This window comes from Actinomadura rugatobispora, assembly GCF_042656285.1.
Taxonomy (GTDB): Bacteria; Actinomycetota; Actinomycetes; order Streptosporangiales; family Streptosporangiaceae; genus Spirillospora; species Spirillospora rugatobispora.
Window position 1 is genome coordinate 15073 of record NZ_JBHSON010000061.1, and the last position, 22409, is coordinate 37481.

The 22409-nt window shown below is 73.4% G+C and carries 20 protein-coding genes; 16 read left to right on the plus strand and 4 right to left on the minus strand.

Annotation, left to right across the window (positions count from 1 at the left end; translation table 11 throughout):
• The first annotated feature begins 55 nt into the window (after window positions 1-55).
• Together ACFPZN_RS35530 and ACFPZN_RS35535 are read left to right on the plus strand one after the other, a co-directional pair.
• Window positions 56-2311 (plus strand): LodA/GoxA family CTQ-dependent oxidase, encoded by a 2256-nt coding sequence (locus tag ACFPZN_RS35530; protein WP_378286812.1) that lies wholly within the window; start codon window positions 56-58, stop codon window positions 2309-2311.
• Entirely contained in the window at window positions 2308-3378 is a 1071-nt protein-coding gene (locus ACFPZN_RS35535; RefSeq protein WP_378286813.1) for an NAD(P)/FAD-dependent oxidoreductase, read from the plus strand. The genes ACFPZN_RS35530 and ACFPZN_RS35535 overlap by 4 nt, the downstream gene beginning before the upstream one ends.
• Window positions 3379-3387: 9 nt before the next feature.
• Here ACFPZN_RS35535 and ACFPZN_RS35540 read toward each other — a convergent pair whose 3' ends face one another.
• Window positions 3388-4245, minus strand: coding sequence for a hypothetical protein (locus ACFPZN_RS35540; protein ID WP_378286814.1), 858 nt, complete (start codon window positions 4243-4245; stop codon window positions 3388-3390).
• Window positions 4246-4372: 127 nt separating this feature from the next.
• Here ACFPZN_RS35540 and ACFPZN_RS35545 point away from each other — a divergent pair, with 127 nt between their 5' ends.
• From ACFPZN_RS35545 to ACFPZN_RS35575, 7 genes are all read left to right on the plus strand, one after another.
• Window positions 4373-5740, plus strand: coding sequence for a tetratricopeptide repeat protein (locus ACFPZN_RS35545; RefSeq protein WP_378286816.1), 1368 nt, complete (start codon window positions 4373-4375; stop codon window positions 5738-5740).
• Between the two features lie 96 nt (window positions 5741-5836).
• Entirely contained in the window at window positions 5837-6124 is a 288-nt protein-coding gene (locus ACFPZN_RS35550; protein ID WP_378286817.1) for a hypothetical protein, read from the plus strand.
• Window positions 6125-6249: 125 nt separating this feature from the next.
• Complete coding sequence (locus ACFPZN_RS35555; RefSeq protein WP_378286818.1) at window positions 6250-7782, plus strand: ABC transporter substrate-binding protein; 1533 nt, start codon at window positions 6250-6252, stop codon at window positions 7780-7782.
• Window positions 7783-7785: 3 nt separating this feature from the next.
• Window positions 7786-8733 carry an ABC transporter permease gene (locus ACFPZN_RS35560; protein WP_378286819.1) on the plus strand — a complete coding sequence of 316 codons (948 nt, stop codon included), beginning with the start codon at window positions 7786-7788 and terminating at the stop codon, window positions 8731-8733.
• Entirely contained in the window at window positions 8730-9560 is an 831-nt protein-coding gene (locus ACFPZN_RS35565; RefSeq protein WP_378286821.1) for an ABC transporter permease, read from the plus strand. The genes ACFPZN_RS35560 and ACFPZN_RS35565 overlap by 4 nt, the downstream gene beginning before the upstream one ends.
• The gene (locus ACFPZN_RS35570) at window positions 9557-11062 is read left to right on the plus strand and encodes an ABC transporter ATP-binding protein (RefSeq protein WP_378286822.1); all 1506 of its coding nucleotides are present in this window, start codon (window positions 9557-9559) and stop codon (window positions 11060-11062) included. The genes ACFPZN_RS35565 and ACFPZN_RS35570 overlap by 4 nt, the downstream gene beginning before the upstream one ends.
• A complete protein-coding gene (locus ACFPZN_RS35575; protein ID WP_378286823.1) occupies window positions 11059-11829 on the plus strand; it encodes a class I SAM-dependent methyltransferase in 771 nt (256 codons plus the stop codon). Before ACFPZN_RS35570 ends, ACFPZN_RS35575 begins: the two co-directional genes overlap by 4 nt.
• Window positions 11830-11875: 46 nt before the next feature.
• On the opposite strand, the gene ACFPZN_RS35580 is transcribed toward ACFPZN_RS35575, so the two are convergent.
• The 3 genes from ACFPZN_RS35580 to ACFPZN_RS35590 are packed head-to-tail and all read right to left on the minus strand — an operon-like array spanning window position 11876 to window position 14606.
• Entirely contained in the window at window positions 11876-12346 is a 471-nt protein-coding gene (locus tag ACFPZN_RS35580) for a nuclear transport factor 2 family protein (RefSeq protein WP_378286824.1), read from the minus strand.
• A 23-nt stretch (window positions 12347-12369) separates the two neighbouring features.
• On the minus strand, window positions 12370-13413 hold the full coding sequence (locus ACFPZN_RS35585) for a TIGR03617 family F420-dependent LLM class oxidoreductase (protein WP_378286825.1): 1044 nt from the start codon (window positions 13411-13413) through the stop codon (window positions 12370-12372).
• Window positions 13410-14606, minus strand: coding sequence for an acyl-CoA dehydrogenase family protein (locus ACFPZN_RS35590; RefSeq protein WP_378286826.1), 1197 nt, complete (start codon window positions 14604-14606; stop codon window positions 13410-13412). The genes ACFPZN_RS35585 and ACFPZN_RS35590 overlap by 4 nt, the downstream gene beginning before the upstream one ends.
• A 146-nt stretch (window positions 14607-14752) precedes the next feature.
• Here ACFPZN_RS35590 and ACFPZN_RS35595 point away from each other — a divergent pair, with 146 nt between their 5' ends.
• From ACFPZN_RS35595 to ACFPZN_RS35625, 7 genes are all read left to right on the plus strand, one after another.
• On the plus strand, window positions 14753-16135 hold the full coding sequence (locus ACFPZN_RS35595) for a hydroxymethylglutaryl-CoA synthase (protein ID WP_378286827.1): 1383 nt from the start codon (window positions 14753-14755) through the stop codon (window positions 16133-16135).
• Window positions 16135-17328, plus strand: a complete 1194-nt coding sequence (locus ACFPZN_RS35600) for an acetyl-CoA acetyltransferase (protein WP_378286828.1) — start codon at window positions 16135-16137, stop codon at window positions 17326-17328. The genes ACFPZN_RS35595 and ACFPZN_RS35600 overlap by 1 nt, the downstream gene beginning before the upstream one ends.
• Window positions 17329-17515: 187 nt before the next feature.
• Entirely contained in the window at window positions 17516-18064 is a 549-nt protein-coding gene (locus tag ACFPZN_RS35605; protein WP_378286830.1) for a TetR/AcrR family transcriptional regulator, read from the plus strand.
• A 52-nt stretch (window positions 18065-18116) separates the two neighbouring features.
• Entirely contained in the window at window positions 18117-19214 is a 1098-nt protein-coding gene (locus ACFPZN_RS35610) for an acyl-CoA dehydrogenase family protein (protein WP_378286831.1), read from the plus strand.
• A gap of 132 nt (window positions 19215-19346) precedes the next feature.
• Window positions 19347-20540, plus strand: a complete 1194-nt coding sequence (locus tag ACFPZN_RS35615) for a flavin reductase (protein WP_378286832.1) — start codon at window positions 19347-19349, stop codon at window positions 20538-20540.
• 32 nt (window positions 20541-20572) lie between these two features.
• A complete protein-coding gene (locus tag ACFPZN_RS35620) occupies window positions 20573-21382 on the plus strand; it encodes an LLM class flavin-dependent oxidoreductase (protein ID WP_378286833.1) in 810 nt (269 codons plus the stop codon).
• Between the two features lies 1 nt (window position 21383).
• Window positions 21384-22304 (plus strand): LLM class flavin-dependent oxidoreductase, encoded by a 921-nt coding sequence (locus ACFPZN_RS35625; protein ID WP_378286834.1) that lies wholly within the window; start codon window positions 21384-21386, stop codon window positions 22302-22304.
• The last annotated feature ends 105 nt before the right edge of the window (window positions 22305-22409 follow it).

The following is a 22409-nucleotide window of genomic DNA, read 5'->3' on the forward strand; positions in this document are numbered from 1 at the left end:
CCGCGCGGGCGCGGCGCCGCCGGCCCGCCCAGCCGGAGCGACCGAGAGGCAGCGCATGAGCAGCGTCAGCACCAACATCCTGGCCGACATCACGACGGTCCGGATCCATCCGGCGATCGGCATCGCCCGGCTGGGCAACAGCGACACGGACTTCTTCGTCGGCCCGGAGATCCCCGGCAAGCCCCCCAACCCGCCCGGGGCGACGCTGGAGGAGAAGTTCAAGGACGCGAGCAGGCGCGTCAAGCGCCAGGCCGCGCGGTTCCGCTGCTACGGCTACACCGAGCAGGGCGAGTGGGTCGACCTGACCGGACGGCCCGATGTGAAGATCAACTGGAAGGTCACCCTCGTCAACAGGAAGGCCGCCGCCCCGAACTTCATGGACTCGGGGCGCAGGAACGAGGGCCAGTCCCCGCAGGATCTGATCATCGCCCCCACGCCCCGCACCGTCACCGGGACGAACCAGCGGGCCGCGCTCGACGACGGCAGGGTGCGGTTCACGGTGGACGGGCAGCCGCACGAGTTCCCCGGCATCTATCTCGGGGAGATCCGCACCGACGACAAGGGCTGCCTGATGGTGCTCGGCGGCAGGGGGCTCTCGCAGTGCCACCCCAAGGTCGCGGGCCAGGGACTGGGCGCCTTCAACAACGACTGCTGGTACGACGACACCTCCGACGGCCCGGTCGAGGCCACGGTCACCCTCACCATCGACGGGGGCTCCCGGCAGCTGGCGGCGGAACGGGCGTGGGTGATCGCCGCACCCGCGAAGTTCGCCCCGGAGATGGACAGCCCCACCACCCTCTGGGACCAGCTCCAGTACACGCTCGGCACGGGCACCGCGCCCGCCCGCCCGTCCTACAACAAGGACATCTACCCGATCCTGCAGCGGGCGCGGACGATCAAGGGCGTGTACCCGCTGCCCGTCTCCGACCACGCGTGGCAGGACGAGGTCAAGGACCCCGACATCCGGAAGGGCATCTTCGACCGGCTGCGCAAGTGGTCGGCCACCGGCCAGAGCGGCGGCAACATGCCGTTGCTGGCGGGCCTTCAACCGTCCTACCCCAGCCTCACACCTCTGCAGTACCAGGTCATGCAGCGGTGGCGGGAGGGGAACTACGACAGCGACTGGAACGGGCACCCGCCGGACCCCGGCAACACCATCACCCCGGCCGGGCTGGACCGGGCGGCCCTGGACGCGTGCGTGGGCGCGGCCTTCTTCCCCGGCATCGAGGGCGGCCAGTTCCTCATCGACAAGAACACCCAGGGCGTGCCGAAGAACTGGAAGAAGCCCTACGAGCGGCTGCGGTTCGCCGACACCGTCATGGCCGGGGACGTCACGGCGCAGATGGCGATCCCCTGGCAGGCCGACTTCAACGCCTGCGGCCAGGGCTGGTGGCCGGTCCCTCGTCCCAACAGCGTCTTCCCCAAGGGCCAGACCACGCGCGCGACCTGGACGCGGGGCCTGCAGGGGCCCGAGGACATGGTCAAGCGGTGGAACCAGCTCGGGGTCGTGGTCCGCGACAGCACCGGCAACTACGTCGAGGTCGCCCGGACCCTGGCGATGCCGTCCCCGCACGAGCTCGTCGAGCACCCCTTCTCCGTCCAGCCGGTGGTGGCGGGCCCGCAGTCGCTGTGGTCGCACCCCGGGGAACTGGCCGCCGACGCCGCCGACTCCAACCTGATCTCCTTCGGGCAGGCCACGGCGACGGCCGGGGAGACCCAGCGCTGGCCGCTGTGGCTGACCGAGGCCGACAGCACCCTGACCGTCGAGGTCCGCAGCACCGACCTGGACTCGCTGGCGATCAGCGTGGAGTGCCCGTTCGGCCCGCGCCTGAAGTCCGGCGACGCCGGCGTGGTCACCTCGCGGCCGGACGGGCAGCGGACGGTGCTGCGCATCGGCCTGCCGCTCACCGTCCCGCCGGGCCGGTACGTCCGGGAGGGCCACTGGCAGGTGCACGTGGCCTCGCAGCGGCAGGACGGCCCGGTGACCTACCAGCTGGCGGCCACGGTCGACTCGCTGATCATGTTCCCGAGCCTGACGACCACCGCGGCGGACGGCTCGCTCAACACCAGCGTCGACTTCTCCGGCACGCCGATCAGCCAGGGGGTGGCCAGCCTGTGGCCGATGTCCACGCAGGAGGAGTACCCCGAGGTCACCCTGCAGGCCGCGGGGGCGCCCCAGCTGGAACGCGCGACGGGGCAGGTCGCGGTGGCGCCGCAGACCCAGTACCTGCGGGTCCAGGCGACCGGGCTGTCCCCGATGGGGCACCCGTTCGTCCGCGAGCGTCTCCTGCGGATGGACGAGCTCAGGTGAGAGCCGCCGACGCGACGGTGGTCGGCGGCGGCGCGGCGGGGGCGGCGGTGGCCTGGCACCTGGCTTCCGCCGGCGCCGCCGTCGCGCTGGTGCACGACCACCGGGAGCGCTGGCGACCGGTGGGGCAGCAGCTGTCGGCCGCCGCCCGGCCCGTTCTCCGGTCGCTCGGCGTGCTGGACGCCCTGACCGGCGCCGCCGTGCCCGTGCATGAGGCGCGCAGCGCGTGGGGCGGCCCCGATGTGGACTGCCGGCCCGCCATCTTCAACCCGCACGGGCCGCCGCTGGCGGTCGACCGGCCGCGGCTGGACCACCTGCTGCGCGCCGCCGCGCGGCACGCCGGAGCCCGCGTCCTGGACGGCCACGCCCGAGCCGTCCGCACCTCCGACGGCGCCTGGCAGGTGTGGGACGGTACGGGCCGCCGCTGGACGACCCGTGTCCTGGTCGACGCCACGGGGGCCGGCCGTGCCCTCACCCGTGCCCACCTGCCCTGGACCCTCGTCGACCGGCTGCGCTGCGTCCTGTGGCAGGCCCGCCCCGCCGGCGCCGCCCCGCAGCCCTGGTCGCTGGTGGAGGCCGACCCCGACGGCTGGTGGTACACCGCGCCCACGCCCGGCGGCGACCACCTGACCGTCATGCGAGTCGAGGACATGCCCGCGGCGACCGGCCGTCCCGGGGCGCCGCTGCAGCCGCCGCCCCACACCCGGGACCGGCTCGCCGACCGCCTCCCGGCCGTCTGCGACTACCGCGTCGCCGTGGTCGGGTACGCGAACCCGCCCTGGGCGCCGAACCTGGTCGCCGCGGGCGACGCAGCCCTCGCCGTGGACCCGCTGTCCTCCTCGGGCCTCGACAACGCCCTGCACCTGGCCGCACCGGCGTCCGCCGCGGCCCTCGGCCTGATCGGCGGCGACCCCGGCCCTGCCCATCGGTACGCCCAGCAGGTGCACGCCCTGGCGGCCAGGCATCTGGAACTGCGCCACTACTACCTGTCGCAGCCCACCGAGTACGCCGCGTTCCCCTTCTGGACGCGCCGCACCCCCACCGCGAGCCCCCTCGCCACCAGCCGGTGAGCGTCGAGTTCAGGCCAGGTACCACAACGCGGCGGTCACGCTATCGCGGTTCGGGTCGAGCGACATCCAGTAGGCCCCCAGCGGCGTTTGCGCGTTCACGAACAGATCCAGGGCGCCGCGGCCATGGGCATCGCCCCTCACCTGGTGGACGGAGTGGAAACGCAGCGTGGTGGAGTCCGTCCCGCGGTACAGGTAGAAGGGCGTGGATCTCTGCGCGGGCAGACCGGCGAAGGCGAACGTGAGTCGGTCGATCTCCGCGCGCTGGATCTGCGTGTTCTCCGGGTGCTGGGTGAGGAGCAGCATCTTGGGCGCGGCCGGGGTTTTCAGGGCGACCGCGCGCGTGGTGGTCTTTCCGTCCAGCCGCGCCGTGATCGTGTAAGTCCCCGGGCCGTTATCCGGCGAGAAGTACAGGAATGCCTTTTGCGCGGTGCCGTCCGGCCCGTACGCGACATCCGTTTTCTGGATGTTCTTCCCGGAGGGGTCGGTCACGGTGACGACCGCCGACCGTCCCGGCCCCACACCGCCCAGGCAGATTCCCTCCCTGTCAGGAGGCTGGACGGAGAGCGGCGCGCCGGCTTCGCGCCGTCCCGGGACGCCGAATTCGTCCTCGTAATCTGCCCAAAGAATGAACTCGCCACTGGCGGGGCACGGGTCGCCGCCTCCCGCCACCGGAAGTTTCAGCTGTTCGACCAGGCCGCTCGGGCGCTTCTGCGGATTGCTCACTATCACGTCGCCCCGCGGTGTCCCCTTCGACGCGGACGGTGTCGCGACCGGATGGCTCGCCCGCCGCCGGCCTTGTCCCGGATCATCCTGTCCGCATGCGGCCATGAGCACCGCCGAGATCGTGAGAATCACGGTGGTCTTCACCGCAGAGCGCATCCATATCGCCTTTCCTCGCGCGGAATCAGGTACAACGTTAGGCAAGGTCCTTCCCGCGCCGGGGGACGGCTTCGTGATTGGCAGCTAACGGCCATAAAAATCTTGGAGGCGGGCCATGGCGGCATCGGACGAGCCCGGCGAGCCGCCCGAGCCGCCCGAGGAGGCCGAGGAGGCCGGGTCGTCCGCGCAACCGGGCCGCGGCCGCCGTTTTCTCACCGGACGATTCGTCACCGTGTTGATCGCGGTATTCGGACTGCTCGCCGGGATGCTCGGGGTGACCGTCGACTGGCCCGAATTCCTGGAGCGCTATCACCTGGTCGACCCTCCGCCGCTGGCCGGGTCGGTGAACATCGTGGTCCCCCAGGTGGCGCTGGACGCCCCGGCGAAGACCGGGCGGGACGAGCGGGCCGCCCGCAGGTTCGGCGACGCGCTCTTCACGGCCGTCCAGGCCGAGATCGCCAAGGCGGGGCGCGTCGAGGTCGGGCGGGCCGCCCGTGACGACGTCGGCGTGTACCGCACCGAGGCCGGTCGCGCCGAGCGGCTGCGCAAGGACCTGGAGTCCCGGGACGGGCACATCGCGATCTCGGGCACGCTCATCCCCGGCACCGTCGACCGGCTGCGCGTCGAGATCTACCTTGACCGCGGAAAGCTGGACGAGGCCTACCAGCTCGGAGGGCTCCAGCGGTTGTCGGCGGGGGAATTCGGTGACATCTCCGCCAATCCCGCCGCGCACGCGCAGGCGCAGGATTTCCTGCTGCGCAAGGCCCGCCTCTACACGGCGCTCATCGTCGCGGTGGGGGAGTACGGAATGGGCGGAGCGAAGGGATTGGACCGGAGCCTGCGCAGCATGCGGACGCTGCTGCCGAAACTCACCGAGCCCGCCGAACGCTCTTTCGGGTGGCTGCTGACCGGAAACGCCGAGGCGCGCGCCGGACGGCAGGACAGTGCTGTACGCGCCTACCGCAAGGCCCTGGCCGCCGATCCGGAGTCCGTCCGCGCCAGACTCGGGCTGGCAGAGATCGACTACCTCCGTGCGGGCGGTTCGTTCACCGAGGGCATGTGCACCCGTGAGAACTCCCGGTTGCGCGCCCTCGAGCGGCTGGAGCGCGACTACCAGGCGCTGGCGGCCCGTCTGGCGGACGACCCGCACGATCTGCGCCCCCGGGTGGAGTTCGCGCTCGCGCGGACGCGCCTGTGCGTTCTGCTGATCCGGGGCCGGGGCTCGATCGACCGGATCGAGACCGGATTCCGCGACGCGGCGGCCGTCTGGGAGAGGGACACCCGCAAGACCTGGCTGCGCCTGATCACCGCTGATTGCTACGCGATGCTCGGCGCCACCAGGATGCTTCGACTCCGCGACCGCGCCCCGGACCCGGCGGTCGCCGGCCGCTACTATCAGGCCGCGGTCGACACCACGCCCGATGCCGGACGCCGCGCCATGTACGAGCGACGGCGCGACCAGGTGACCTCCCGGCGGGGATGAGCGCGATCCCGTTCAGCCGCGGATCACTGCCCCGCATCTAATGGACAGCTGTGTCTGTTAGATTCCCTCGATTCGCCGTGAACGAGGGGGTCCGCCGTGCGACTGAACCGTCCGACCCAGGAGGAGCTGCGCGAGAACTTCGCCACGCTGCTCGAATCGGTCATCACCGGAGGCGGCATCAGGAGCGAGAGCGGCCTCGACATGGAGGTCGAGGAAGCCCTCTGGAGCATCGCGCGGGCCTACCCGGAGGTGCCCGCCGAACTGGTCGCCGCCGCGTATCGCGCGTTCGCCGGCCAGCTCGACGGCAGCAACGCCGGAGCCCGCCGCGCCGCCCTGGAGCGCGAGTTCGAAGCTCTCAAGGACGCCCGCCGGAACCGGCCCTGACCGCGCCGGCCTGGCGTCCGCGTCCGCGTCCGTGTCCAGGGGCACACCTCCCGCTTCTTGCGAAGATGTCGCATTTGCGGTTTAGATGCATCTTGGCGATCTTCTGCTGAGGGGTGATGGGCGGCGTGCCGAGCGGTACCACGCGTCGTGGGTTTCTGGGGCTGGCGGGCGGGGCCGGGGCGGTCCTGCTGGGCTCGTGCTCCTCGGGCGGGACGGACTCCGGTACGCCGCGCAGGGGCGGGACGGTGCGGGCGGTGTTCCCCGGCGCCGGCGCGAAGGAGACGATGGATCCGCACGCCCAGCGGCAGTTCGTGGACATCGCGCGCCACAAGGCGGTCTTCGACAAGCTCGTGGACCTGGGGGAGACCCTGCGGCCCGTGCCCCGGCTCGCGGAGCGCTGGGAGACGCGCGACGACGCGACCGTGTGGCGCTTCCATCTGCGCGCCGCGACCTTCCATGACGGGCACGTGCTGGACGCCGAGGACGTGCTCTACACCCTGGCCCGCATCCTGGACCCCAAGGGCGTCGACCGCAGGGCGCGGACGTCGCTGTCGGGCATCGACCTGAACCGTTCGAGGGCCGTCGGCGCGCGGGTCGTGGAGATCGTGCTCAGGCGGCCGAACGCGGAACTGCCCTCGCTGCTGGCCATGACCGGGACCGCGATCGTGCGGCGCGGCTACGCCGATCCGTCCAGGCCGGTCGGCACTGGACCGTTCCGATTCCAGTCGTTCACGGCAGGACGCTCGTTCGCCGGCCGCCGCTTCGACGACCACTGGGACGGCGCCCCGCACCTGGACGAGATCCGCGTCCTGTCCGCCGAGACCGAGGCCCGCGCCAACGCCGTGCAGGCGGGGGAGGTGGAGTACGCGCACGAGATGACGCCCACCTTCGCCCGGGTGGTGAAGTCGAACGGGAACGTGCGGATCGTCGCCGCGCCCCGCAGCGGCGCCGAGGGCATCGTGATGAAGACCGACCGGCCGCCGTTCGACGACCCGGACGCGGCGATGGCGGTCAAGCTCCTGGCCGACCGCCGGAGGCTCGTGGAGGTGATCCTCGGCGGCCGGGGCGCCGTCGGCAACGACATGTACGGCAAGGGCTTCGCCTACTACCCAGAGCACGTGCCGCAGCGCGAGCGGGACGTCGCCGAGGCGCGCGCGCTGCTCCGCAAGGCCGGCGCGCTCAACAAGGAGGTGACCTTCTACACCTCCACGGCCGCCAACGGCTTCGTGGACGCGGCGCACCTGTTCGCCCGGCAGGCGGGCGAGGCGGGGCTGCGGGTGAAGGTCGTCACCGGCCCGCCCGAGAGCTACTACACCGACCAGCTGACCACGGGCCTGATCGGCAGCCACCGCTGCGGGGCCATGCCGATCCCGACCTACATCAGCGACCGGCTGCTCACCGGTTCCCCGCAGAACGCCACCGCCTGGGAACGCGGGGACTTCGACAGGGAGTTCTCGCAGGCCCAGTCCATCGTGGACGAGAAGCGGCGCACGGACCGCTACGGCGCCCTCCAGCAGCGGATCCGCGACCGGGGCGGCCTGCTGCTGTGGGGCCACCCCGACTGGCTGAACGCGGTGTCGGCCCGCCTGCACGGGGTGAAGGGCGCTCCGCCCAACACGGTGGACTGGGCCCGGTTCGACACCGTGTGGCTGGCCTGAACGGTGCTGCGTCACGCCGTGCGGCGGGTGCTGCTGGCCGTCGTCCAGCTGGCGCTCCTGGCCGTCCTGGTCTTCCTGCTGACCTCGCTGCTGCCCGGGGACGCCGCCGAGGTCCAGTTCAACGAGCAGGCGGGCCTGGAGGAGGTCGCCCGCCTGCGCGAGCAGCTCGGCCTCGACCGCCCCCTGGGCGAGCGCTTCGCCGACTGGGCCGGCGCCCTGCTGTCGGGCGACCTGGGCACGTCGCTGGTGGGCGGGCGGCCGGTGAGCGAGATCATCGCGGGCTCGCTGGCCGCGACCGCGGTCCTGGCCGCCGTGACCGCCGCGCTGCTGGTGCCGCTGGCGATGCTGCTCGGCCTGGTGGCGGGGCTGCGCGCGGGCGGGCGCCTGGACCAGGCGATCAGCGCCGTCACGCTGGCGCTCAACTCCATCCCCGACTTCGTGCTCGCGCTCGCCCTGGTCGCGGTGTTCTCCCTGCAGCTGGGCTGGCTGCCGTCCACCTGGCTGGGCGCCGGCGGGGACGACCTGCTGGCGCGGCCGGTGCTGCTCGTGCTGCCGGTCGCGGTGCTGCTCGCCCGCACGGTCTGCGCGCTGTCCCGGCAGATCCGGGCGGGCACGATCGCGGCCCTGGAGGCGGGGTACACCGTCCAGGCGCGGCGGCTGGGCGTCCCGCGCACCCGGCTCGTGCTGCGGCACGTGCTGCCGAACGCCGCCGTGCCGGGCGTGCAGGAACTCGCGCGGACCGGCGACCAGCTCCTGGGCGGGGTGCTGATCGTGGAGGCGGTCTTCGCGATCCCCGGCACCGCGACCGCCCTGGTCGAGGCGGTGCAGAACCGGGACGTGCCGGCCGTCCAGGCGCTGACCCTGCTGCTGGCGGCGGTCGCGCTGGCGTTCAACGTCACCGCCGACCTGGTCTGCCGGCGCCTCGCCCCGCGCGCGGAGGTGCTGCGGTGATCGGCCGCGCCTCCCCGGCGACGCTGGCGGCCGCGCTCCTGCTGGCCGTGCCCGTGCTGGTCGCGGTGGCCGGGCCCCTGGCGGCCCCGTTGATCACTCCGCCCGACGGCGCGCCGTACACGCTCGGGAGCGGGCACCTGCTCGGGACCGACGGGACGGGACGCGACGTGCTCGGCCTGCTGCTGCGCGGCGGGCCCAGCGCCCTGGGCGTCGCCTGCGCCGCGGTGGCGCTCGCCTACCTCGCGGGCGGGACGCTGGGACTGGCCGCCGCCACGACCCGGCACCGCTGGATCGACGAGCTGGCGATGCGGCCGGTGGAGCTCATCCTCCCGATCCCGTCGCTGCTCATCATCAGCGTCGTCGGCGTGGGCTGGCGCGGCAGCCCGCTGGCCGTCGCGCTCGCGGTCGCGGCGATCAACGCGCCCGCGGTGGCGCGGCTGGTGCGCGCGGCGGCGCTGGACGCGGCCAGCGGACCGGTGGCCGAGGCGATGCGGCTGCAGGGCGAGTCCCGGGCGCGCGTCCTGTTCGGGTACGTCGGGCGGTCGGTGCTGCCCGTCGCCGCCGCCGACGCCGGCACCCGCGTCCCGCTCGCCGTCTTCACCGTCGCCGCCGCCAACTTCCTCGGGCTCGGCCTGGACCCTGCCTCGCCCGACTGGGGCGTCACCATCGCCGCCGGCCGCGAGGCCCTGCTCATCCAGCCGTGGGCGGTGTGCGCGCCCGCCGCGATGCTCGTCATGTTCACCGTCGGCCTCAACCTCCTGGCCGACCGGCTCCTGGCGGGCGGCGCCCGCGAGCGGCCGCGCGAGGCGAAGGCGGCACGGCGATGATCGAGGCGCGCGGGCTGACGGCGCGCGCCGGCGCGTCCGAGCTGCTGCGCGGCGTGGACCTCGACGTCCCGGCGGGCGGCGTGACCGCGCTGGTCGGGCCGTCCGGCAGCGGCAAGACCACCACCGCCCTCGCCCTCCTCGGCGAGTCGGCGCCGGGCGTGGACCTGGGCGGCACGGTACGGGTCGCCGGCGTCCCCGTCGTGGACGGGCGCGGCGTCACGCCGGAGGCGGCCCGCCTGCACGGCGGGACGATCGCCTACCTGCCCCAGCATCCCGGCGGCGCCCTCAACCCGGCCCGGCGCACCGGCGCGGTCATCAAGGAGCTGGCACGGCTGCACGGGGCCTCGACGGTCACCGACGCCGTCCGCAGGGCCCAGCTGCCCGCGGACAGGTCGGTGCTGCGCCGCTTCCCGCACCAGTTCTCTGGTGGGCAACGGCAGCGTGTCGCCCTCGCGCAGGTGCTGGCGTGTGGCCCCAAGGCACTGATCCTGGACGAACCCAGCACGGGCCTGGACACCGTCACCCGCATGCGGCTCATCCAGGAACTCGCCGCCCTCGCCCACGACGGGATGGCGCTCCTCCTACTGAGCCATGACCACGACCTCGTGCGCGCCCTGGCAGACCACGTCGTCCTGCTCGACAACGGCCGCGTCACAGGACAAGGCAGTCCGCAGGACGTGCTCCCCATCCCCGCCGCCCCACCGCAGCGCCCTTCTCCACGTCCACCCGGCGAACCGGCATGCCTGGACGTGCATGACCTCACCGCCTGGCTGCGCCCTGGCGGACGCGGCACGGTCCTGGACGGCGTCTCACTGACGCTGCGCCCGGGAGAATGCCTGGCCGTGGCCGGACCCTCCGGCAGCGGCAAGACCACCCTGGCCCGATGCATCGCCGGACTCCACGAACGCCACCGGGGCAAGGTCCTGCTGGACGGCGCGGAGCTGCCGCCGCTGCGCCGCCGCGACCGTGCGCGGAAGCGCCGCGTCCAGTACGTGTGGCAGGAGGTCCGCGGCTCCTTCGACGAGCGCCGCCCCGTGCTCGACCAGGTCGCCCGCACCGCCGTCCGGCTCCGCGGAACGTCCCCGGCCGACGCCGCCGCGGAGGCGGCCGGCCTCCTCGCCCGGCTCGGCGTCTCCGAGGGCACCGCGCGCCGCCCACCGGCCCACCTGTCCGGCGGGGAACTCCAGCGCGCCGCGTTCGCCCGAGCGGTCCTGGCGCGTCCCGACGTGCTGGTCTGCGACGAGATCACCACCGCCCTGGACGACACCGCCGCCGGCCTCGTGCTGGCCCATCTCGCCCGGCTGCGCGCGGAGGGCACCGCCGTCCTGTGGATCGGCCACGACCTGGCCCTCGCCCGCGCCGTGGCCGACCGGCTCGCCGTCCTGGACGGCGGCCGCGTGGTCGAGCAGGGCGATCTCGCCCGCGTGCTCGACGCCCCCGAGTCCGAGACCACCCGCCTGCTGATCAGGGCGGCGCGACCGCAGAGGAGAAGAGCACCATGACGCAGACGGCCACCTGGCAGGCCTGGCAGGACAGCTGGGACCGCCAGCAGGAGTGGTACATGCCCGACCGCGAGGAGCGCTTCCGCGTGATGCTCGACATGGTCGAGGCGCTCGCCGGCCCCGAGCCGAAGGTCCTCGACCTCGCCTGCGGGACGGGCAGCATCACCGACCGGCTGCTGAAGCGCCTCCCCGCGGCCCGCTCCACCGGCCTCGACATCGACCCGGCCCTGCTCACGATCGCGCGCGGCCATTTCGCCGGGGACGGCCGCGTGGAACTGGTGACCGCCGACCTGACCGATCCGGGCTGGACCACCGCCCTGCCGCACCGCTCCTACGACGCCGTCGTGACGGCCACCGCGCTGCACTGGCTGGACGCCGGACCGCTGCGCGAACTGTACGGGCGCGTCCGGGAGGTGCTGCGGGACGGCGGCGTCTTCCTCAACGCCGACCACATGACCGACGAGTCCACCCCGCGCATCAACGCGGCGGCCGAGGCGTTCCACGCCGCCCGCCAGGAGCGCGAGCAGGCCGCCGGGGCGCTCGACTGGCGGGACTGGTGGACGACGGTCGCCGGAGATCCGGTGCTCGCCGAACCCGCCCAGCGCCGTTTCGAGATCCTCGGCGAGCCCCGTGGCCCGGCCAAGCCCAAGCCCGACCGCCCCACCACCACCCAGTGGCACCTGGACGCGCTCCGCGACCAAGGCTTCAGCGAGGCCCGCCAGATCTGGTGCTCGCACTGCGACGCGCTCATCGCGGCGCTCAGATAAAAAGGCGGACCGGGCGAGCCGAGACTCGGCTCGCCCGGGGGCGGGATCAGCCGACGGGGGTGCGGGCGTACCGTTCGAAGCGTTCCGGCAGCTCGTCGGCCGGGGTGGTCTTGCACCCGGCGACGCGCACGCGCCGTTCCGCGATGCGCCAGCCCCGCTCGGTGCGCTTCAGGACGTCCTCGTAGCAGCCCCACAGGTGCATGTGCTCACCCGCCGGGGTCTCGTGGAAGGCGTAGACGTAGGTGAGGGTCTCGGCCTCGTCCCCGTCGAGCCGCTCGAAGATGGTCGTGGAGCAGTGGTGGTTGGTGGCGACGTACCGGCCGGTGGCCGCGTCGACGAGGGCGCGGAGCGCGTCCCGGCCGCTGTGGCGGGCCCCGTTGCCGTAGTCGAAGACGGCGTCGTCGGTGAAGACCTCGTCCAGGAGGTCCAGGTCGCGGCGGTCGATCGCCTTGCTGTAGGTGTGGATCGTGTCCTGGATCCGGGCGCGGTGGAGCAGTTCGGTGAGCTCGTCGGTCACGGTGGTCGTCCTTTCGGCCCGGGTCAGCCCGCCGGCGCGGCGGCCGGGGCGTCGGCGCCGCTGCCGAACGCGGCGAGGATCTCCTTGAGCCGGTCCTCGTCGGTGACCGGCCAGTCGAAGTAGGGCGAGACGCGGTCGAGCCGGCCGGTGAAGCGCTCCCGGCACAGCCGGGGCATGTTCTCCGGCGTCCCGACCAGGGCGATCTCGTTCAGGAGGGTGTCGTCGATCAGCGTGCCCATCTCGGCCCAGCGGCCCTCCCGCGACAGCCGCCGGAGCTCGGGCTGGAGCTCCCCGTAGCCGACGGTCTCCAGGACGCGGCGGTAGGCGGGGGTCGAGGCGTAGAAGGCGATCTGCTCGCGGGTCCGGCGGGTCTGCTCGTCGATCTCCTCCTGCGTGTCGCCCATCACCATGAAGATCGCGGAGTAGAGCTCGAGCCGCGAGCGGTCCCGTCCGGAACGTTCCAGGCCGCGGTCCACGGCGGGCCGCGTGACCTCGTCGAGGTAGGCGCGGGTGGTCATGCCGTGCAGCAGCAGGCCGTCGCAGAGCTCGGCGCCCAGCTCGGTCATCCGCTCCCCGACGGCGGAGATCATCGTCGGGATGCGCTCCCGGTGGTGGTGCGGGGTGAACACCGGGGTCATCAGCGTGTGCGAGTAGTACTCGCCCTGGTAGTCGAGCCGGGTGCCGTCGCGCCAGGCCGTGAAGATCGCGTCGAGGGCGAGCAGGAAGTCGCGCATCCGCCCCGGCCCCGACCCCCAGGGCATCGAGAAGCGCCGCTCGACGTGGGCCTGCACCTGACTGCCCAGCCCGAGCGTGAAGCGGCCGCCCGACATCGCGGCCAGGTCCCAGGCGGTGTAGGCGACCGACATGGGGTTCCGGGCGAAGGCCACGGCGATCGCGGTGCCCACGCTCAGCGTCTGGGTGGACATCAGCGCGGCCTGGCTCTGCAGGAAGGCGTCGGTGACGCTCTCGCTGGCCCAGACCCCGTCGTACCCGAGCCGCTCGGCACGCTCGGCGGCCGGTCCGCAGGCGGCCGCGGACGCGCCGATCAGGCCCATGTCGATCTTCATCGCGTGTCCTTCGGTAGGTGCAGAACCCGTTCGCCGACGGTGTTCTTCAGGATCTCGTCGGTGCCGCCGCCGACCCGCAGGCCGGGCAGCCCGAGCGTCAGCTCGGACCAGGCGTGGGTGCCCCACTCGCCGGTGTCGCAGGCGTGCGACATGGCCAGTACGTCCGCGGCGACGTCGCTGATCGAGCGCAGGATGTCGGTCGTCAGCAGCTTGGCGAGGGCGAGCTCGGGGCCGGGCGGCCCGCCGCCGTCCAGGAAGCCCGCCGTCGTCTCGCGGGCGGCCCAGGACCGCACGACGACGTCGGCCAGCCGGTCGCGGGTCCGCGCGTCCACGGGATCCTGGACGTGCCGCGCCAGGTCGACCAGGCGGTCGACGAGCGCCTCGTCCACCCCGACCTCGCGGCCGATCGCGGAGCGCTCGTTGAGCAGGGAGGTGATGACGACCGGCCAGCCGCCGTTCACCTCGCCCACGCGGTTCTCGTCGGGGACCCGGACCCCGGTGAGGAACACCTCGTCGAACGAGGCGCCGCCGGTGAGCTGGCGGATGGGGCGCACCTCGACGCCGGGGGCCGACATGTCCACCAGGAACGTGGTCAGCCCGCGGTGCTTGGGCGCGGACGGGTCGGTGCGGGCGATGCACAGGCCGATGTCGCTGAGGTGGGCGCCCGAGCTCCACACCTTCTGGCCGTCCAGCACCCAGTCGGCGCCGTCGCGGACGGCGCGGGTGCTCAGCCCGGCGAGGTCGGAGCCCGCGTCCGGCTCGGAGTAGAGCTGGCAGGCGATGATCTCCGCCGAGCGCAGCCCGCGCAGGTACGCCGCCCGCTGGGCGCCGGTGCCGTGCTCCAGCAGCGTCGGGCAGAGCGTCGCCATGCTGAACCGCAGGTAGCCGTCGTCGGGGAGGTCGTACCGGGCCTCCACGTTTCGCATCAGGTCGGCGTACCTTGGGGGCAGCCCGCGGCCTCCGAACTCGGCGGGGCCCTCGATCCACGCCAGGCCGTGCTCGGCCAGCAGCGCGCGGTACCGCCTCAGTGCGGCGATCTCCTCCGCCTCGCCCTCGGAGCGTTCGGCGACGACGGAGACGCGGTCGTCGCCCTCGCCCCAGACGGCCGGCCCGCCGGCCGTCCGGCGCGGGGCGAAGGCGGCGACGACGGTCTCGGCCTCGGCCAGGAAATCCTCGTCGGTGGGGTTGGTCATGGTCCTCCTGCGGCCGGGGCGCACGACGCCCGGGTTGCCAGGGCCTGCTGGTGCGATCTACGCTATCAAAGCAATTGCTTGATTTAATAGTAGCGGTTGACCAGGAACTATGGTCGTACAAGGCCGCGGGTGTAGGAGGAGACCAGGTGGTCGGCATCGCGAGTTACGGCGTGTACGTGCCCTTCCACCGCCTCGATCGCGCCGAGATCGGGCGGTCTCTGGGGGCGCGCGGCGGACGCGGGTCGCGTTCGGTGGCCTCCTACGACGAGGACACCACGACCATGGCGGTCGCCGCCGCCCGCGCCGCCCTCCGGGACGCCGGGCCCTGCGGCTCGCTCTGGTTCGCCACGACCAGGCCCGCGTACCTGGAGAAGTCCAACGCCACCACCGTCGCGGCGGCCGGCGGCCTGCCGGAGGCGGTGGCGGCGTTCGACGTCGCCGGCGCGCTGCGGGGCTCGGCCGGAGCCCTGCGCGCCGCGCTCGCGCAGGGAGACGGGGTCGCGGTCATGTCCGACCTCCGCTTCGGGCTGCCGGGCTCGGCCGACGAGAGCGGCGGCGCCGACGGCGCGGCCGCCTTCGTCATCGGCGCCGACCCCGTCGCCGAGCTGCTCGGCACCGCCTCGGTGAGCTCGGAGTTCACCGACCGGTGGCGCGAGCCGGGCGAGGCCCGCACCCGGACGTGGGAGGAGCGCTTCGGCGTCGAGGAGTACGTGCCGCTGGCCGAGCGGGCGGTCGAGCAGGTGCTGGAGGGCGCCGGGCTGAAGCTCGGGGACGTCGACCACGTCGTGCTGAGCTGCGCCCACGAGCGCGCCCTGCGGACCGTCGGCGCGCGTCTCACCGAGGCCCAGGCGGCCGGTGCCGCCCGGTTCGACCTCGGCCACGCCGGCGCCGCCGACCTGGGGCTGCGGCTCGCGGCCGCGCTGGACGCCGCGGAGCCGGGCCACCTGGTCCTCGCGGTCGGCGTCACCGAGGGCGCGGACGCCTTCCTGTTCCGGGTCACCGAGCGCCACCGGAGCGGGCGCCGCGCGACGTCCGGAACCGCCGCGACGGGCCCGGTCTCCTACTCCGACTACCTCACCTGGCGCGGCCTGCTGCCCCGCGAGCCCGCCCGCCGTCCCGACGCCAAGCCCCCGGTCCCGCCCGCCTCCCGGCGCACGGCCGGGTGGAAGTTCGGGTTCGTCGCCGCGCAGTGCGGGACCTGCGGTTACCGCAACCTCCCGCCCCGCCGCGTCTGCCTGCGCTGCTCGGCGGTGGACGGCTTCGCACCGGTCTCCATGGTGGAGGTCCCGGCCACGATCGCCACGTTCACCGACGACTGGCTCTCGGAGTCGCCGCGGCTGCCCGCGCGGGTCGTCGCCGTCGACTTCGCCGGCGGCGGCCGGTTCGAGTTCGAGATGACCGACGCCGAGGGACGGGAGATCGCGATCGGCGACCGGGTCCAGCCCGCGTTCCGGCTCGCCGGCGTCGCGGGCAACGGGATCCGCAACTACATCTGGAAGGTCCGCCCTCACGAGAAGGAGGCCGACTGATGCCGGCCCACGCCCTGCGCACCCCCGTCGCCATCGTCGGGATGGCCTGCACCCGCTTCGGTGAGCTCTGGGACCGCTCCGTCGACGACCTGCTGGTCGAGGCGACCCACGGCGCGCTCGGCGGGACCGGGCTCGCCCTCGACGAGGTCGACGCCTTCTACCTGGGCTCGATGGTGTCCGGGGTCTCCGGGCTCACGCTCACCCGCCCGCTCAACATCGCCCACAAGCCGGTGACCCGCGTGGAGAACATGTGCGCGACGGGCTCGGAGGCGTTCCGCAACGCCTGCTTCGCCGTCGCGTCGGGCGCCTACGACGTGGCGATGGCGGTGGGCGGCGAGAAGCTCAAGGACTTCGGCTACTCGGGGCTGGAGATGCCGTCGGTGCCCAACGACGGCACGCCCCCGGTGCTCAGCGCCCCGGCGATGTACTCCATGATCGTCCCGGCCTACGCGCGCCGCTACGGCGTCCCGGAGGAGCAGATCAAGGAGGCGATGACCCACATCGCCTGGAAGAACCACGCCAACGGGGCGCTGAACCCGCGCGCGCAGTTCCGCAAGGCGGTCCCCAAGGAGACCATCGCCAAGGCGCCCGCCCTGGCGGGGCGGCTCAGCGTCTTCGACTGCTCGGGCGTGGCCGACGGGGGCGCGGCGGCCGTGGTCGTCCGGGCCGAGGACGCCCTGCGCTACACCGACCGCCCCCTGTACGTGCACGCCCTGGCCCTGGACGCCGGGTCCGGCACCGGGCGCAACGACAGCGACTACGGCTACCACGAGCTGGCCGAGGCCGCGGTGTCCGCCCGCGTCGCCTACGACCAGGCCGGCATCACCGACCCCGCCCGGGAGATCTCGATCGCGGAGGTGCACGACTGCTTCACCCCGACCGAGATGGTGCTCATGGAGGAGCTGGGCTTCTCCGAGCGGGGGAAGGCCTGGCGGGACGTGCTGGACGGACGGTACGACCGCGACGGCGAGCTCCCTGTCAACGTCGACGGCGGCCTCAAGAGCTTCGGGCACCCGATCGGGGCCAGCGGCCTGCGCATGCTGTTCGAGATGTGGTCGCAGTTCCGCGGCGAGGCCGGCGACCGGCAGGTCGGCGACCTGGTGTACGGGCTGGTGCAGAACCAGGGAGGCAGTCCCGGTGATCTGGTCAGCGCGGTGACGATCGTGTCCGACCGCCGCCCGGCGGGCGCCTGAACCCGGGCGGCGGAGAGATAATCGGTGCGGTGGAGATCCGCCTCGTGCTCCCATGTCACCGCGAGCGGATCAAGTACGCTGGCAGCTTTCCGATATCCAGAAGGAATGCATTATGGCCTCCTCGCCTTCCACATCGCGTCGCCGATCGGTGGGATCTCCGATCGGAGCCGCGCGTAAAGGGCTCATCATGAGATCCGCCGCGAAGGTGTTCGCGAGTAAGGGATTCTCCGCCGCGACCGTTCGCGATGTGGCGGACGAGGCCGACATGCTCTCCGGGAGCCTCTACTACTACTTCGACTCCAAAGAGGCGATGGTCGAGGCCGTCGTGGTGGAGTACCTGGACAGGCTCATCCGCGACAACGCGCGTGCCGTCGAGGAGTCGGAGGGGCCGGTCGAGATTCTGGAGAATCTCATCGCGGTCGGGCTGCGCGGTCTCACGACCTATCGCAGCGAACTCACGATCCTGCAGAACGACTGGCCGTACGTCCGGTCGATGCCCGGCGTCGCCGAGCGGCTGCCGAAAGTGGAGTCGGTGTGGCTGGAGTCCATTCAGCGGGGCGTCGAGGAGGGGCTGATCAGGCCCGTGCACGACGTTCGGATGATCTACCGGACGCTCATGGGCGCGGTCCAGGGCGCCGTCCGGTGGTTCGACCCGAAGGGCAAGGTCGGCATCGACGACGTCATCGCGGTGCAGACCACGATCCTGCTGTCGGGGATCAAGGTCGACCGCGACTGACGGGCTCTCCCGTGTCGTTGGTTAAGCAATTGCTTGCTTTGAAAGGGGCGCCGTGGCGGCGGACCTGAGTCCCGAGTTGTCAGAGGTCGTGGAGAGCTTCCTCGGCCAGCGCGCGTGGTCGGCGGAGGCGCCCGACCCCGGGTCGGCGCCGCCGCTGTGGGCGGCGCTCACCACCGAGCTGGGCCTGCCCGGGCTGCTCGTGGAGGAGCGGTACGGCGGGCAGGGCGGCGCGGTCACGGACCTGGCGGCGGCCCTGGTCCAGACGGGGCGCGCCGGGTGGTGCGGCCCGCTGGTCCCCGTCGCGGGCGTCGCGGTCGACCTGCTGGGCCGGCTCGATCCCGGCGACGGGTCCGGGCTGCGCGCCCGCGTCGCCGCCGGCGGGATCGTCGTGCCCGCCCTCCACGAGCGCGACTCCGGCCGGGCGCTGGAGACCGTGCGGACCCGCGCCGAGGTGTCGGGGGCGTCCGCCGTGGTCACGGGGGAGAAGGTCTTCGTCGAGGCGGGCCGGTACGCGGAGGCGTTCCTGGTGACCGCCGCCGCCGGAGACGGCGCCCCGGTCCTGTGCGCGGTGGAGCGGGAGGCCGCGGGGGTCCGGGTCGAGCCCATGGAGGCGGTCGACGACGCCCGCGGCTATGCCCGGCTGGTGCTGACGGACGCGGCGGCCGTGCCGCTGACCGGCGCCGGGGCCGAAGGCGAGGCGGAGGGCGCGGTGCGCGACGCCTGGCTTCTGGGAGCCCTCCTCGTCGCCGCCGAGAGCGTCGGCGTGGCCACCCGGGCGCTGGAGCTCTCGGTCGACTACGCCCGCACCCGGCGGCAGTTCGGCCGTCCCGTGGCCGAGTTCCAGGCGGTCAAGCACAAGCTCGTGGAGATGTACGCGGAGCTGGCGACCGCGCAGGGGGCGTTGCGCGCGGCGGTGCGCGAGCACGCGTCCGGCGGGCCGGGCTGGCGCTTCGCGGCGTCGGCGGCCAAGGCGCGCTCGTCCGACGCGGTCATGCACGTGCTGCGGGAGGCCGTCCAGGTCCACGGCGGGATCGGTTTCACCTGGGAGCACGAGCTGTCCCGGCACTTCCGGCGCGCGGTGAACAACCGGGCGGCCTACGGCACCCCCGTCCGGCACCGCGAGCTGGTGGCCGCCGAGAGCGGGTTCTGAGGCCCGGAACCCGGGCCGGCCGCCGGCCGTCCCGTGACCGTGGGTGACGTCCCGATGTTGTAAAGCAAATGCTTGATTTACAGCTCTGACCTGTACTAACCTTCCGTCGTCGGCAACAGAGAGGCGATCGACGTGACAGACACCTACGAGTCCGCGCCGCCGGTCGACCCCCAGTGGTTCCGTCAGGTGCTGGGGCAGTACCCCACCGGCGTGTGCGCGGTCACCGCGCGCGGCGCGGACGGCGGCCCGGTGGGCATGGTGGTGGGATCGTTCGCCTCGGCGTCCCTCGATCCGCCGCTGGTGGCCTTCTTCGCGGACCGGAAGTCGACCACCTGGCCCAAGATCGCGCAGGCGGGCTCGTTCTGCGTCAACGTCCTGGGGGCCGACCAGGAGTCGCTGTGCCAGCGGCTCTCCAGCAAGGACCCGCGCAAGTTCGAGGGGGTCGACCTGCGGGACGGCCCGACCGGCGCGCCCGTCCTGGAACGTTCCGTCGCCTGGCTGGACTGCGTCGTCCACGCGGTCCAGGACGCGGGGGACCACTTCCTGGTCCTCGGCCGCGTCATCGAGCTGCACATCGAGGAGCCCCGGCTCCCGCTGCTGTTCTTCCGCGGGGGGTACGGGCGCTTCGCCCCGATCTCGCTGGCGGCGCCCGACCCCACCGGCCACTTCACCCGCCAGCTGCGCTACGTCGAGCTGGTCCGCGACGAGATCGAGGACCTGAGCCGCCGGCTCCGCGCCCGCTGCGCGCTGGCCGCGCTGGTCGACGACGAGATGGTCGTCGTCGGCACGGCCGACGCCTACGAGCGGCCGGGCACCGCGGCCACCCTCGTCGGCCAGCGGCTGCCCTTCCTTGCGCCGATCGGCGCGGTCTTCGCCGCCTGGAGCCCCGAACGGACCGTGGAGGACTGGCTCGCCGGCGGCGACCCCCGGCTGCCCGCCGGCGCCTTCCGGGAGAGCCTGGAGGCGATCCGGTCCCGCGGCTACTCGGTCGGGCTGCTGAGCGACGGCCAGCGGGACCTGGCCGTCCGGCTCGACGAGGCCGCGGCCCAGCGGACGCCCGCGAGCGTCACCGACTTCTACGGCATGGCGCAGCGGCTCCGGCCCGACCCGGTCGAGCTCACGCCCGAGGACAAGCTGGCCGTCCGGCAGATCTCCGTGCCCGTGGTCGGGGCGGAGGGGCAGGTCGTCCTGGCGCTGACCGTGTACGGGTTCCCCAAGCCGCGCAACGGCATCGACGAGTACGTGGACCAGATCCTCGCGGCGGCCCGCGCCGCCTCGTCCCGGATCGGGGCCACCGAGGGCCGGCCCTCGATCCCGGCCGGATGACGGTCACCGGGCAGGACGGAGAAGGGGTGGTCATGGAGATCGGTCTCGCGTGCAGCTGGCGGGCGGAGCCGGGGCGTCCCCTGCGCGCCGCCATCGAGGAGGCCGCCGCGGCGGCGGAGCGCTCGGGCCTGGCCTCGCTGTGGGCGGTCGGCGACCGGCAGCAGATCGGCGAGGGTTCGCACGACGGCGTGCTCGGCCTGCTCGTGGCCGCGCGCGCGACGACGCGCCTGCGCCTGGGACTGTCGGGCGACGCGGTGACGGCGCGGAGCGTGCCCGTACGGGCCAAGCAGCTGGCCACGCTGGACTGGTTCTCCGGCGGGCGGCTGGCCTACGGGCTGGATCCGGCCGAGCCGGCCGCCCCGCTGCGGAGCCATCTGAGCGAGGACGACGGTTCCGGCGACGCCGTCGCCAAGGCCGTGGACCACCTGGCGGCGATGCACGCGCTGTGGACCGAGTCCCGAGCCCGCGTCGACACCGGCCACGTCACGATCCGGGGCGCGATCGCGCTCCCGAAACCGGCCGGCGGCGCGGGCCTGCCGATCCACCTGCGCGACGTTCCCGACGACCGGGCGCTCGGCGCGTACGTCGACGCGGCGCCCCGGCTGGCGGGATGGCTGGCGTGGAAGCAGGACGCCGGCGCCGTCGAGACCGCCTCGGCGCGCTTCGACCGGCTCCTTGAACAGCGGGGCCGGGACGCGGCCTCGGTGCGCCGGACCTGGTTCGTCGACGCGGCGGACTGGCCCGGCGCACGCGAGACGGCGCGGGATCTGGGGCTTGACGAGGTCGTCGCGGTCTTCCCGCGCGTCCCCCGGGCCGAGGAGGTCGAGGGACTTGGAGCGTGACATGAGGATCGGACTGGTCGACGTCTTCGACGGCGGCGCGGAGCGGAACCCCGCGTTCATGGCCGAGTTCGCCCGCACGGTCGAGGACCTCGGGTTCGACGGCGTGTGGTTGCCCGAGCACATGGTTTTTTTCGACGACCCGGAGTCGGCCTACCCCTACCGGACGGCGCCCAACGCGGACGACCCGGAGAAGACCCACCTCCACAACAAGACCGAGGACGGGAAGGCGAGGGTCGAGGCCGCGCCCGAGCAGGGCATCATCGATTCGTTCCAGGCGGCCGTGGCGATGTGCGCGGCGACCGGGAGGCTGCGGATCGGCACGTCCGTGCTGCTGCTGCCGCTGCGCTCGGTGAGCGTCCTCGCGCGCGAGATCGCGACCGTGCAGGAGCTCACCGGCGGGCGGCTGGACCTCGGCGTCGGCGTCGGCTGGCTGGCCGAGGAGTTCGAGGCGTGCGGGGTGGACTTCGCGACGCGCGGCCGCCGTGCGGAGCGGTACCTGCACGAACTGGCCGGTCTCTGGAACGGGACCGGGCCGGACGGAGCCGTTCTCCCGGACGGCGTCGTCCTGCCGGAGGGCCGCGGGCGGCTGCCCAGGCTCATGTACGGGGGCAACGGCGACGCCGCGCTGCGGCGGGCCGCGACGGCGGCGTACGGCTGGTACCCCTGGAACCTCACCCCGTCGGACTTCGCCGCCCGGCTCGAACGCTTCCACCGGCTCGCCGCCGAGGCGGGCCGGGCCCGCGCCGATCTCCATGTCGTCGCCGGGGTCCGCTTCACCGGAACTCCCGACCAGTTGCCGCAGATCGTGAACGGCTATCTGGACGCGGGCGCGGACGGTGTGAACGTCTCGCTCCGCCTGGCGCCGAGCGACTACCGCGAGGTGCTGGAGGCGGTGTCGGGAGCTCTGGGCCTGACCCGGTAGCGGCGGCGCCTCGGGCGCCGTGGGGCCGTCGTCGCCGACGGCTGTAATAAGCATGCGCTGATTCCCGCTACCCTGCCTTCGAATCGGCGGCATAACTCAGAGACA

What these genes read in the sequence shown, in the direction of transcription:
- ACFPZN_RS35530 (WP_378286812.1), top strand. Translation starts at nt 56, where the DNA reads ATGAGCAGCGTCAGCACCAACATCCTGGCCGACATCACGACGGTCCGG.
- ACFPZN_RS35545 (WP_378286816.1), top strand. Translation starts at nt 4,373, where the DNA reads ATGGCGGCATCGGACGAGCCCGGCGAGCCGCCCGAGCCGCCCGAGGAG.
- ACFPZN_RS35570 (WP_378286822.1), top strand. Translation starts at nt 9,557, where the DNA reads ATGATCGAGGCGCGCGGGCTGACGGCGCGCGCCGGCGCGTCCGAGCTG.
- ACFPZN_RS35575 (WP_378286823.1), top strand. Translation starts at nt 11,059, where the DNA reads ATGACGCAGACGGCCACCTGGCAGGCCTGGCAGGACAGCTGGGACCGC.
- ACFPZN_RS35585 (WP_378286825.1), bottom strand. Translation starts at nt 13,413, where the DNA reads ATGAAGATCGACATGGGCCTGATCGGCGCGTCCGCGGCCGCCTGCGGA.
- ACFPZN_RS35590 (WP_378286826.1), bottom strand. Translation starts at nt 14,606, where the DNA reads ATGACCAACCCCACCGACGAGGATTTCCTGGCCGAGGCCGAGACCGTC.
- ACFPZN_RS35600 (WP_378286828.1), top strand. Translation starts at nt 16,135, where the DNA reads ATGCCGGCCCACGCCCTGCGCACCCCCGTCGCCATCGTCGGGATGGCC.
- ACFPZN_RS35605 (WP_378286830.1), top strand. Translation starts at nt 17,516, where the DNA reads ATGAGATCCGCCGCGAAGGTGTTCGCGAGTAAGGGATTCTCCGCCGCG.
- ACFPZN_RS35620 (WP_378286833.1), top strand. Translation starts at nt 20,573, where the DNA reads ATGGAGATCGGTCTCGCGTGCAGCTGGCGGGCGGAGCCGGGGCGTCCC.
- ACFPZN_RS35625 (WP_378286834.1), top strand. Translation starts at nt 21,384, where the DNA reads ATGAGGATCGGACTGGTCGACGTCTTCGACGGCGGCGCGGAGCGGAAC.